Source organism: Mesorhizobium sp. M1348, assembly GCF_040317925.1.
In the GTDB taxonomy this organism is placed as follows: domain Bacteria; phylum Pseudomonadota; class Alphaproteobacteria; order Rhizobiales; family Rhizobiaceae; genus Mesorhizobium.
Map to the genome: position 1 here is coordinate 78,983 of NZ_JAMYLH010000020.1, position 12,454 is coordinate 91,436.

A 12,454-nucleotide genomic window follows, 5' to 3' on the forward strand; every position below is an offset into this window, starting at 1 on the left:
GAGCCGCGCCAATATCAGACGCGGACGGTCTTGTGGACCTAGAGGTAGGGTTAGCGAAGGGCATGGTGAGTACCTGCTCTGTCGTCGCAATTCAGCCAACCCTCCGCCAGCCGTTCCAGCGCGCGCCTCAGGAAGCGCGCTGCGGTGATGTCGGTCACGACCCCCGCACTTGACGGGTCCCGAAAAACCGCGCTCGCGGACCTCATCTGCGTAGGCCGCGACCGCCGCCTCACCCGAGTGGTGGAGCTCGGCGTAGAGCTTGACGATTTCGGTCGGAAATCTCCAACATGCCCAGCACTGTGGTGGACCACCAGGATCTGCCCATCGCCCGCCAGCGAGGCACGATGCTGATCGTTGGGATTCGGAGTGCGCCCGTCATCTGGCGGGCGAGTGCCTCGGGCATTTTTCGCGAGCAGGATCACGAAGGGCGCTGCTGCTCCTCTTTCCGCTGTTCGCTTGGTTCAACGCTTCGACCCATCCCGCCACCGATGCACAGCGGGGCGAGCCCCCGTCATCAAGGAACGTTTGGCGCGTGCCGGTGTTGAAGCCGCCGAGGTCGACGAGGTCGACGAGGTTATCCTCGGCCAGGTGCTGACCGCCGCTCAAGGCCAGAACCCGGCCCGCCAGGCCTCGATCATTGCCGGCCTGCCCAAGGAAACCCCCGCCTGGGGCAGGAAGGGCGACACCATTGTCGACCAGGATGAATACATCCGCCACGGTGCCACCATCGATGCCATGACAAAGCTGAAGCCGGCCTTCGACAAGGACGGTACGGTGACCGCTGCCAACGCGTCACAGAGGACGAACTCCGGGGCGCACCTAAGCAACGATCGTCAACAGAGGCGGGTACAGCGCGGCAATCAACGTGAGAGCGCAGCGTCAATCCAGATTGTCGCACTGCGCCTTTCCCGGGAATGTCCGGACATTCCCCTCATCATGGAACAGGCTGGAAGAGACCGCCCGCGATCCGGGGGCAGGTTCATCATGGCATCTATATCGACGAGAATGGCGAGGATCTGGCCAGGGTAAGCCGCGCTGCTGAGACGGGCTTTGCGACGGATGCGGCATGAAAGTGTTAGGCGGACCGGCGGGTGCCACGGCGTCCTGGCTACCTTCCGAGACATTTGCGAGCCGCATAGCATGCCCCATTACCATCGCCTCCGCCTACACTCACATCGGTGCGACGGTACAACCCCGGCTGATTGGGCATGGAGCCCGAACTTTCCTTCAGCTGGCTTTATCAAACGCTTCAACACGAAGTTAGGCGGAGTTCCTGCCGGGCATGGTAACACAATCCAAAATTTCAAAAGAGTGATGTGCTGCGCGCTATGTCGGCTGCTAGAGAGGACAACACCGCGCCTAGTTGCTGAATGAGGGTTCGTGCCGAACACAAAATGCCATGTTGACCATGCTGGCAAATGCGCAAACCAGACTGGCTGACAGTCTTGTAACGATGCTAAAAGGCTTGCCGGAGCCGCTTGTTGAGTCGCTCTCTTCGACAATCGAGGCGCGAACTACGAATCTTGGCGGCACAAAAGATAACGCCCTTGACGTAACGCGAATGAGAGCCGCGGCGGTGGGCGCTTAAGCTTAGGTTAAATCCGCGGATCGTTGTCACACCTTGAATGGCAATTGTAGGATTTGCATGCAAAACAAGGCGCTGTATCGAAACATTCAACGACTGTTGCCGGCCTTTGAAGCTGCTGCTCGGCATGAAAGCTTCACACGCGCGGGTGAAGAGGTTGGCTTGTCTCAAAGCTCCGTCAGCAAACAAATGATGGAGCTTGAGAATCGACTCAGGCAACCACTCTTCATCCGTGGCCACAAGCAAATATCCCTGACCTCAGCGGGTCATCGGCTCCTTAAGGCTTATTCGCTTGCCACCTCTCAGGTCATCGACGTCCTCGAAGATTTAATGCAGGAGCGTTCGAAGCAGCAGATAGTGTTGTCTACCTCGACCGCAAATGGTGCATTCATGCTTCTTCCGCGGTTGGCCGAACTGCGGGAATGCTTTCCCGGGCGCGACATATTCCTAGTGACTTGGGACCCCCAGGGCATCGAGCCGACGGGTCAGGTTGATCTTGCACTTACCTTCGGCAAGCCCGATTTAGCCGGGTTCAGAACCCGTCCGCTGTTTCCTGATATTCTCACCCCGGTGTGCTCGCCAGAGTTCCTAGACAAGAACGGTCCGTTGCAGGGCGTGGGTGATCTATTGAATTGTGAACTGCTGTATATGCAGGCGCAGCATCCATCTTGGGTGGGCTGGCGGCAGTGGTTCCGGGAGTTCTCGTTGGAGCTACCCAAGAACCATCAACCCATGGGCTTCAACAACTACTACAACACGATACAAGCCTGTCTCGCAGGCCAGGGCGTGGCTTTGGGCTGGCTTCGCCAACTTGGCAACATGCTGGAATTGCGGCGCTTGGTGACTCCGCTCCCGCAGTTCCTGCAAACCGATGACCAATATCAATTGGCTTGGCCCGCCGATCGGACGCCGGAATTCCCAATCGAGCCTTTCGCAGAATGGCTGATTCGTCAGTACGGCGGTGTCATTCCCGGATTTCCTGCAAGCTCGCGGCGCTAGGAACCGTAAGACGATGTAGTGGGCTGGTACTTCTCTAAAAGGAACTACAGGCGCCGCGTAGCGCTGCGTTCGCTCAACGTTTTCACACATCGGCCGACCGAATGGTTGACTTGGTTGTAGGAATGCAAGAACCGCCCACGGAACCATGGCGCCTGCGGCGCGGGCTTTTTCAGACATTAAGGCCGGTTAGTCGGTGCCCATGCATTCTCGTATGGAATGCAAGCGGGCACTGAATTTCATTTGATCCGGAACAGCTTTAGCAATACCGGTGACAGCTGAAGTCTAAGAGCATTGACCCGCGGCTACATCGAGAAAGCACTACATTGCGCAACATATTCACGTTCGGTCATCGACCCGCTCAGCGAAACTGGACCGTCGCAGACTTGCGGGCGAACAAAGGCAAGCTGCAATTGACCGAAGTGACGGCGATGAATGGCGAACAAGCGGCGCGGGCCGCTGCTGCGGGAATAGATACGATCGTCACCCGCGCTCAAACTCTGAAGGAGGTGCGCGATGCCGCACCCAATACATTCGTGACCGCGGCGCTCATGCTCGTCGATCACCCGACGGAAGCCGACGTACTTAAAGGCGCTATGCGGGCGATGGACCAAGGCGCAGACGCACTCTATACGACCCGCAGCCTTGATACCATCAGGATGCTCGCCGATCTTGACTTTCCAGTAATGGGTCACGTCGGACTTGTTCCGCCCTATAGCACATGGATCGGCGGGTTGCGGGCTTATGGTACCACCGCAGAAGAGGCGTTGAAGCTTGTCGACAAGTTCCGCGCCATGGAACAGGCCGGCGCGTTCGCGGTCGAGGTCGAGCTCGTTCCTCAGCAGGTCCTTGAGGAGATCAACAAGCAAACGAGCCTGATCACCTTCTCGATTGGCTCGGGATCCGGCGGAGATGTCACCTTCCTTTTCTCGGAGGACATCTGCGGAGAGACCAAAGAACCACCGCGCCACGCCCACGCGTACGGCAACGTGCGCCGTTTGCAGGAGCAAATCGAGGGCGAACGCATGGCGGCCCTGAGCGCGTTCCAATCGGCCGTGCGTGACGGCTCTTTTCCGTACGACGACGTATCGATCTCCATGAAACCTCATGAACTTGAGGCGTTCCGTGCTCGGCTTAGCGAACCGGCCCCTTTGGGCACGCAGCTGGAAGGATGACCCTATGACACATGACGCAGGAAAGCCCGAAGTAACCACACCAGGAAAGTCTACATGGAATTATCATCCTAGCCTTCCGCTAGAGGATCGGTCTCTGTTCAATCTGAGGCGCGGACCAGGCGATGGGTTGAGGCTCTTATGGAATTCTTGGCTGCCGATATCGGACCGACTGATCGTAGTGGGTTTCTCAGTTCTGACATGGTTGTACCTGTCGCCGTCTTTGGAAACCGCACGAACTTTTAGCTTTGACTGGATTGCATTCGTCTACCTGCGTAATCTTGGACTGATGGTACTCGTAGCTGGCGGCATGCACCTCTATCTTTATACATTCAAGATGCAGGGCAGTCGGCTGCGATATGATGCCCGTCCGTTTCATAAGAAGAGCGCACTATTCACTTTCAATAACCAGTTCTTAGACAACGTGTTCTGGTCCATCGCCAGCGGCGTAACGGTTTGGACAGCCTATGAGGTCATTGGCCTGTGGGCGTATGCGAACGGCTACATGCCCATGCTGGACTTCGGCACTCATCCAGTGTGGTTTGCCTTGTGGTTCGTGTTAATGCCGTTCTACACCCTTACCCACTTCTATTGGATACATCGCCTGCTCCATTGGGGTCCGCTCTATAACTACGTCCATTCCCTTCACCATCGGAACGTAAATGTCGGCCCATGGTCCGGCATGTCCATGCACCCGATCGAGCACGTTATCTATATGAGTTCGGTTGTCATCCATTTGGTACTCCCATCCCATCCCATTCACTTCCTCTTCCATCTGCAGCAGAAAGTGCTCTTAGCCGTCAGTTCCCACGGAGGATATGAGTCGGTCACGGCTACAGAGGACAGCGATGCGGGACTAACGGTGGGCGACTTTTTCCATCAGTTGCATCACCGTTACTTCGAGTGCAACTACGGTGGAACGGAAGTGCCTCTCGACGCATGGTTCGGCACATTCCACGATGGTTCAGAAGAAGCCACGGCGCGGACACGCCTACGCATGAAAGAGATGCGAAAAAAGTAGCTCGCCGCGAGCGCGGCCTTCCAAGGCCGCTGCAAACTGCATCAGCCGCCGGAGAAAGTGTCGCCTCTGCCACCCGCTCTCACGGTACCGTCCGCTCGCATAGACCTGAGGAGGTCCACGATGATCAAAATCACCTACGTTGAACATAATGGCCAAGCGCATGTCGTGGATGTCCCTCGCGGTGCGACCGTCATGGAAGGGGCTCGCGACAACGGTATCCCCGGGATCGAGGCTGATTGCGGTGGGGCATGTTCTTGCGCCACCTGTCATGCCTATGTCGAACCGAGTTGGGTCGCGAAACTTCCTACCAAGCAGCCGATGGAAGAGGACATGCTGGATTTTGCCCACAAGGCGGATTCCACGCGCTCGCGACTGACCTGCCAGATCAAGGTCAACGATGCTCTCGAAGGACTAATTCTGCACTTGCCAGAAAGACAGGCTTGAGACCGCGCCCTCGGCCAGCTCGCCCGACCCTTAGGTCAGAGGAAGTTGATATGTCCGGCATTGTAATCATTGGTGCAGGTCAAGCAGGAGCGTCACTCGCAGCGGAGGCGCGCACGCTCGGCTATTCAGGTGCAATAACGCTAATCGGCGAAGAACCGGTTGCGCCGTATCAGCGCCCGCCTCTGTCGAAAGGATATCTGCTCGACAAAATTGATCGAGATGGGCTGTCTCTTCGTGCGCCGTTCTTCTGGAAGGATCATGACATAAACCTTACGCTCGGTCGGCGCGTCACCGCTATCGATCGCGCGACCAGCACGGTACGCGCAGGCGGAGAGATTTTCCACTATGAGCACCTTGCGATTGCAACCGGCTCCAGTGCGAGGCAACTGCCGGAGGTGTTGGGCGGTTCGCTGAATGGAGTATACACGATCCGGAGCGTCGCAGATGTCGACGCGATGGCGGCCGAGTTCCGTCCGGAACGGAAACTGCTCATTGTCGGCGGCGGGTATATCGGACTTGAGGCTGCTGCGGTCGGAGCAAAGCTTGGGCTAAAGGTCACACTGATTGAAACCGCCCCACGAATTCTGCAACGCGTCGCGGCGGCGGAGACTTCCAGCTTCTTTCGCGAGCTGCATTCGGCCAACGGCGTCGTGATCCGGGAAAGCATTGGGCTCGATCGCCTCGTCGGCGAGGATCGGGTTTCCGGCGCCCTTCTGTCAGACGGCTCAGAACTCGCCGTTGATTTCGTCATCGTAGGTATTGGGGTCATGCCGAGAACGCGTCTCGCCGAGGACGCAGGGCTGGTGATCGAAAACGGCATTTGGACGGACGCTCTGGGGCGTACTTCCGGTCAGAACATCTGGGCAGCGGGCGAATGCGCATCCTTCCCGTTTGAAGGGCGCCAGATCCGTCTTGAGAGCGTGGGGCACGGGATAGCCCACGGAGAGCAGGTGGCGCGAAACATTCTCGGAGCGTCGCAAGCGTATGGGGCAACACCTTGGTTTTGGTCGGATCAATATGACGTCAAATTGCAGATTGCAGGTCTGAATGATGGGCATGATCGAATTGTCGAGCGAGCCGGCGACCAACGCTCCAGGTCTATCTGGTATTTCCGCGGGGATCGGCTCTTGGCGGTAGATGCGATCAATGACGCGCGGGCCTACATGACCGGAAAACGGATCCTGGAGTCACGCCAGACGATTTCGCCGGAATATGTCGCCGACGCGTCCATAGACGTCAAGTCGCTGCTTTCGCGCGCCGTGAAATTATCTCAGGCCGCCTGATGACCGCGCCCACCGATCGGCTCTCGCGATCGTACCAGCCAGGGTGCAGGCTCCATCGGCAGACCGGACCACCTAGCCGATGGCTATCCTAGAAGTACGCCCGATGAGATTTCTAAGTGAAAACAACAAGGGGAATGGCGATGAAAATTCTTTCTTTCACGACGGCGACGTTGCTGCTCATAGCACATGGACTCACCCTAAGCGCAGCCGTCGCAGATGAACTGCCTGGCAAGGGAGTGCCGGTTCAGCCAGCCGATCAAAACTACGTAGAAGAATGGTTTCAGGAGGAACTCGTAAGCATCGGTCTGGAAGACCTTGGCTACGATGTAAAGGAATCGGCCTCTATGCAGCTGCAGTCGGCCATCTTGGCGGTAGCCAACGGAGATGCAACATTCTACGCGGCCTATAACGATCCGCTGCACAAGGCGTTCTACGAGAAGGCGGGCGGCAAGGCGATCCTCCAACCTGTGGGCACTATAGTGGGTAACTCAATTCAGGGTTATCTGATCGATAAAAAAACCGCTGACGCCTACAAGATAAAGACGATAAATCAACTAAAAGACCCGGCGATTGCCAAGCTGTTTGACTCCGACGGCGATGGAAAGGCTGATTTATACGGATGTGATCCGGGCTGGGGTTGCGAGCGAATTGTCAATCATCAACTGGATGCTTATGGCCTCCGGGATACCGTGCATCAAATTCAGGGCAGCTATGAAGTCATCATTGCGGATGCGATCGGACGCATCAAGGAGGGGAAGCCGACAATCTACTATTCCTGGACGCCGTTGTGGCTAAGCGGTGTTCTGCGGCCAGGGCACGAGGTCGAATGGTTGACTGTGACCTCCACCGCTCTTCCGGAAGATCAAGCTGATTCAGTCACCGAGGTGGCCGGCATAGGTAACATTGGTTTTCCGGTGTTTACACAACACGTCCTCGCCAATACGGCCTTCCTGGACAAAAACCCGCCGGCACGGAGATGGTTTGAGCTGCTGACCGTTCCGCTCGACGACGTTAACAGCGAGAATAAGCTCGTACACGACGGACAGAATACGCGAGCTGATGTGCGTAAACACGCCGAACAGTGGAAAGAGCAGCACAAATCGCAGTGGGACGCCTGGATTGCAGAAGCAAATGCCGCAGCCAAGAAGTGAAATTGAAATCCTTGGTGGCTAAAACTAGAAAGGGCGGGTGCGTAAGCACTCGCCCTTTTATAAGTAAGATAGTATCACAGCCAGTATTTATTCAGAAATGAGCTGACCCACTTTTACGGCGACAGAAATTAACTCAACAGCCGTTCATCGAATGGATAGTTTGATAGGAGTTCAAACCCCGTCGCGGGTGCACTTCTGTTAGGCCTGGGCGCATGCAGAGCTTGGCGTAGACCCTTCTTGGCGTGCCTTGCGCGACGCCGGTATCGGACCGGTACCCATGATCTGCGGGTCCGAAGCCGGCGGTTGCTCAAGACACGAGCGCGCCAGCGGCGTGATACCGCGCCTCGCCGCTTCCGCTTCGCTCATCGAGATTGCCCCTCGATCACGGCCTTAGTTTCCCTCTGCCCAACCGAGCGTCCCGCCGCATCAGGAGCCGGGAGGACTTCATGAGCGTCGATGAGAGGCTTGAGCTTGCTCATTACCTCAGGCAGTGGGGGAACGGAGCGACTCTCCTTCGACGAAACATGGAGCATTAGGTGCTCGTAAGTCGACAATAGGGTATCGTCGGAAGCTCGATACAGCCACATAAACGTATGGATCTTCTTGCCGTCCGACGGTAGTAATTGTGCCTGGACATACAGCGCATCCCCAAGCTTTGCCTCGGCAAGCAGCCGAACATGGCTCTCCACCGTGAAGTAGCTGTGGCCAGCCTTTACATAGTCCGTGTCGACGCCGATCATTTGAAGGAGCGCCTCGGTAGCATCGGCGAAGGACTGGGTGTATCGGTATTCGGTCATGTGGCCGTTATAGTCGATCCACGCAGCAGGAACTTTCAGTTCAAGAAGCTTTAATGCCTCGTTACGTCGATTGGCCTGGTGTTTGGGTGCCGTCTTCCAGAGATGAGCCTCGAACTCAGCCAGCAGTTTCCCGGCACCCCAGCCACGCCCCTCATCGCCGGCCTTTAGCACTTGCATGATGCCGACGAGATTCTGATCGCGGATGCGTTCGAGTTCTCGCACGCCACGCTGCCCCGACTGGGCGTCAGACTGGACGGCGATCTTTTCAATAAGGGCAGCATCGAGGTCGACCACATCGGTTAGTTTGGTCCAGGGCCAGGAAAGGCTGGGACCATACTTTGAAAGAAAGTCGCGCATGCCAGATCCACCGCCCGCCATGCGGTACGTCTCGAAGAGGCCCATCTGCGCCCAGCGAAGACCAAACGAGTAGCGGATCACATTATCAAGAGTTTCCGTATCGCAGATGTCGTCCTTGATCAGCCACAGGGCTTCCCGCCAGAAGGCTTCCAAAAGGCGGTCGCCGACAAAAGCTTCAATTTCCTTCTTGAGGATCAAGCCCGTCATGCCGACCGTAGCAAGCTTGGTCTTTGCGTCTTCAAGCACTGCCCTCGGGGTCTTCTCGCCGCCGACGAGCTCGACCAGCGGGAGCAGGTACACAGGGTTGTAGGGGTGAGCGACGAACATGCGCTCTGGGTGCTTCATGTCGAGCTGCAGATCGGTCGGCATAAGGCCGGAAGTCGAAGAGCCAATCAGGGCCTTGGGATCGGCGGCAGCGTCAATTTGGACGAGTACCTTTCGCTTGACGTCGAGATTCTCCGGCACACTCTCTTGAATCCATCCTGCACCTTGCACGGCCTCTTCGAGCGAATCGGTGAAATGTAGGGCGCCCTTGATGGGAAGGGGCGCGCTCGTGAGCATCCCGTAGGCACGCTCCGCATTAGCCATGACTTCGGACATGAGCCGCTGGGCTTCGGGATGCGGATCGAAGATCCTCGTATCGATGCCAGCCAAAACGAAGCGAGCAGCCCAAGCTCCCCCTATGACGCCACCCCCAATACACGCCGCCCTGCTGATTTTAGCCATTTTGATTTACGTTCCGAATTGCGTCTTCTTGGAGCGGCGAACATGCCAGGAAGCAGGTCGCGATGACCCGCTTCCTGAGGAGGAAGGCACTTACCGCTTTGTGAGTTTAAGCTTCCGCCGGACCTCATCGGGGCCGATAATCCTGCCACCCATGTTTTCGACGACATTAACGGCCTTCTCGACCAACTGGCCGTTGGTTGCAAGCTGACCCTTGGCAACGTAAAGGTTGTCTTCGAGTCCAACGCGCACGTTACCGCCTGCTAGCACTGCCGCTGCCGGATATGCCAATGCGTCGCGCCCTATTGCAAAGACTGAAAAAGTCCAGGTCGGGGGAACGCTGTTCACCATCGCCATAAAAGTGTTGAGGTCATTAGGAGCACCCCACGGGACACCCATGCACAGCTGAACCAAGACAGGGTCTTCAATCAGACCCTCTTCGACAAGTTGCTTTGCGAACCACAAATGTCCCGTATCAAAGACCTCCATCTCCGGGCGAACGCCAAAGTCGGTCATCATCTTTGCCAACGCGCGAAGTGTCGATGGCGTATGCACCATCACATAATCGCCGAGCTTGAAGTTCATCGTCCCGCAATCAAGCGTACAGATCTCTGGAGCGCACTCGAGAACGTGGCTGAACCTTTCGGTTACACCCACAAGATCAGTGGCGGAATCGAGTGGAAACGGCTGTTCGACACTGCCGAAAATCATGTCACCGCCCATACCTGCGGTGATGTTTAGCACAACGTCAGTATCTGCCTGCCGGATGCGGTCAGTGACTTCTTTGTATAATTCATTCTTTCGAGACGGCGCCCCGGTTTCAGGGTCACGAACATGAACATGCACGACTGCTGCTCCCGCCTTTGCAGCCTCGACGGCAGCGGCTGCAATTTCTTTCGGCGAACGCGGAACGTGGCGGGACGTGGATGCAGTGTCCGCTGCACCGGTCAAGGCACACGTAATAAAAACGTCGCGATTCATAGAAAGGGGCATTAATCTTCTCCTTAGGTGAGTGCAAGGTGGCAGCGGAGGATGCAAGGCATCGCGGCGCACAGAGGGCTGAGACTTTTTTCCCGTAATTCTATGCCAATCTATGGACGTCGCTTGCGATCGGATTCCCGAGTCAACTCGGCATCGGAAGGCGCTGATCCCTTTTTCGAACAACTGTCTTCAACACCTTTTCTTATTTAGGCGTCATTTGCGACAAAATGCAGGTGCAAGTGGGCTGCCATCGCAGCGGCCCAATCCAACCGGGACGATCGCTTTCGGATAGAATGAGCATTATATATAAAAGTGACGCCCGTCAAGGTCGCAGGGGAAGTAAGGCGCTAAAATGTTCCATCTATCTCGTGGGGAGCGGGGTTCGAAACCAGGCCCGCGAATGTGCATGTCGCTATCTGTGCCAACCAGTATAAGTTGTTGTTTTACTTCACTAAGCTGACAAAGGCCTTAGGTATATGTGTGTCGATTTCAATCGTCAGCGAGAGTGGACCGGATCATGTCCGCTACAGACGGCCGAGATGGCCGCCGGTTGCGCGGATGCTTCGCATAACTCTCATTATTTGGAGGGCGTTATGTTTGCCGGGTCACGACTCGCTTCCCTTCATCGGCGTCTGCGGCTGGCTCGATGCTGCCTTCCTCTCACAATGCAGGGCGATGAACACTTTTGACCAGGGGCGATCCACGCAAGCCGCGACGGGGTCACGAAAACAAATCACTCAGGGCAAATGCCATGAGTGAACAAAACCTCGTCGAATCGTAGCCTAATCCAATGAGGCCCTAAACCCAGCGTCAGCTGCGGCCCAACGCGTTAGAGCGTTTCAGATTTTGACAGAAGCGTATCCAGCGTTTGCAAAGTAGTTTCTGCATTCATTGGGTTCGATGGTTGATACGAGGTGGCCGATGTGTCGCCAGGTGTCGTCGATGGTTCGCTTCTGGGCGGCTCGCATCCAGTGTTTGATCTTGGCGAAGGCTTGCTCGATTGGGTTGAGGTCGGGCGAGTATGGCGGCAGATACCAAAGCCTGGCGCCTGCGGCGCGGATCATCTGCCGGATGGCGGCCGACTTGTGGGAGCCAAGATTATCCATGACGACGATGTCGCCGGGCTGGAGCACTGGCACGAGCTGCTGCTCGACATAGGCCCGGAAGCTCTCGCCGTTGATCGGTCCATCGAAGACGCAAGGGGCAGCAAGACGGTCGAGCCGCAGGGCGCCGAGGAAGGTCAGCGTGCGCCAGTGGCCGTGCGGAGCAAAGCCGCGCAGGCGTTTGCCGCATGGTCCCCAGCCGCGCAGCGGTGCCATGTTGGTCTTGATCCAGGTTTCGTCGATGAACACCAGCCGTTCCGGATCGAGACCCGCCTGCCAGGAACGCCAGCGTTGTCGTCGGCGGGCAACATCGGCGCGAGCTTGCTCAAGGGCGAATAGCGTTTTTTTTGAACCGCAATCCTTCGCGCCGCAGGAAATGCCATACCGTGTCGTGCGAGACCTTCACACCGCGCGCCGCAAGTTCGTCCTTCAGCCCATGCAGCGACAGATGCGACGTCTGGTTGATCCGTTCCACGATGAACGCCCGGTGCGGCTCCAGAACATGCTTGCGGTGGCCGCCCATCTTACCCGGTGCCACAGACCCATTCGCCCGATAGCGCTGCGACCACTTCACCGCCGACGAAACCGCCACGCCAAAACGAGCCGCCACCGAGCGGCAGCTCTCGCCAGCCTCGATCGCGCCAACAACACGCTCACGTAGATCGTTCGAAAGGGGAGCCGTCATCTGATGCTGGCCTCCGATCCAGCCAGCATCTTGAATCACAAAACCACTCTCACGGGAATCTGAAGGGTTCTGTGAGGTCCGGGCACAGCCGGGGCACGCAGGCTCGACGTCGGACCTCATTGCAAGCCGGATTGAACGAAGCCGCGGGCTAATCTG

9 protein-coding genes and 1 pseudogene are annotated in these 12,454 nt (G+C 57.1%); 7 read left to right on the forward strand and 3 right to left on the reverse strand.

Annotated elements, in window-relative coordinates; translation table 11 throughout:
* Nucleotides 1–456 precede the first annotated feature (456 nt).
* From NKH13_RS25990 to proX, 7 genes and pseudogenes are all read left to right on the forward strand, one after another.
* A pseudogene (locus NKH13_RS25990) lies at nucleotides 457–816 on the forward strand (thiolase family protein); the annotation flags it as partial.
* Between the two features lie 829 nt (nucleotides 817–1,645).
* Nucleotides 1,646–2,584 (forward strand): LysR substrate-binding domain-containing protein, encoded by a 939-nt coding sequence (locus NKH13_RS25995; protein WP_352915393.1) that lies wholly within the window; start codon nucleotides 1,646–1,648, stop codon nucleotides 2,582–2,584.
* A 323-nt stretch (nucleotides 2,585–2,907) separates the two neighbouring features.
* Nucleotides 2,908–3,756 (forward strand): 3-methyl-2-oxobutanoate hydroxymethyltransferase, encoded by an 849-nt coding sequence (locus tag NKH13_RS26000; protein WP_352915394.1) that lies wholly within the window; start codon nucleotides 2,908–2,910, stop codon nucleotides 3,754–3,756.
* A 178-nt stretch (nucleotides 3,757–3,934) separates the two neighbouring features.
* Nucleotides 3,935–4,774: a sterol desaturase family protein gene (locus tag NKH13_RS26005; protein WP_352915395.1), complete on the forward strand. Its 840-nt coding sequence runs from the start codon at nucleotides 3,935–3,937 to the stop codon at nucleotides 4,772–4,774.
* A gap of 120 nt (nucleotides 4,775–4,894) precedes the next feature.
* Nucleotides 4,895–5,218 (forward strand): 2Fe-2S iron-sulfur cluster-binding protein, encoded by a 324-nt coding sequence (locus tag NKH13_RS26010; protein ID WP_352915398.1) that lies wholly within the window; start codon nucleotides 4,895–4,897, stop codon nucleotides 5,216–5,218.
* Nucleotides 5,219–5,268: 50 nt separating this feature from the next.
* The gene (locus NKH13_RS26015) at nucleotides 5,269–6,501 is read left to right on the forward strand and encodes an NAD(P)/FAD-dependent oxidoreductase (protein ID WP_352915400.1); all 1,233 of its coding nucleotides are present in this window, start codon (nucleotides 5,269–5,271) and stop codon (nucleotides 6,499–6,501) included.
* 140 nt (nucleotides 6,502–6,641) lie between these two features.
* The gene (gene proX, locus NKH13_RS26020; protein WP_352915403.1) at nucleotides 6,642–7,652 is read left to right on the forward strand and encodes a glycine betaine/L-proline ABC transporter substrate-binding protein ProX; all 1,011 of its coding nucleotides are present in this window, start codon (nucleotides 6,642–6,644) and stop codon (nucleotides 7,650–7,652) included.
* A 362-nt stretch (nucleotides 7,653–8,014) separates the two neighbouring features.
* Here proX and NKH13_RS26030 read toward each other — a convergent pair whose 3' ends face one another.
* From NKH13_RS26030 to NKH13_RS26040, 3 genes are all read right to left on the reverse strand, one after another.
* The gene (locus NKH13_RS26030; RefSeq protein ID WP_352915404.1) at nucleotides 8,015–9,532 is read right to left on the reverse strand and encodes a carnitine 3-dehydrogenase; all 1,518 of its coding nucleotides are present in this window, start codon (nucleotides 9,530–9,532) and stop codon (nucleotides 8,015–8,017) included.
* Between the two features lie 90 nt (nucleotides 9,533–9,622).
* Nucleotides 9,623–10,522, reverse strand: coding sequence for a 3-dehydrocarnitine:acetyl-CoA trimethylamine transferase BcoG (gene bcoG / locus NKH13_RS26035; protein ID WP_352915405.1), 900 nt, complete (start codon nucleotides 10,520–10,522; stop codon nucleotides 9,623–9,625).
* An 827-nt stretch (nucleotides 10,523–11,349) separates the two neighbouring features.
* Nucleotides 11,350–12,298, reverse strand: a protein-coding gene (locus NKH13_RS26040; RefSeq protein ID WP_352915419.1) for an IS630 family transposase whose coding sequence is annotated in 2 segments (ribosomal slippage) — nucleotides 11,350–11,961 and nucleotides 11,963–12,298 — 948 coding nt in all. Because the reading frame shifts where the segments join, the coding sequence is not laid out codon by codon here.
* Between the last annotated feature and the right edge of the window lie 156 nt (nucleotides 12,299–12,454).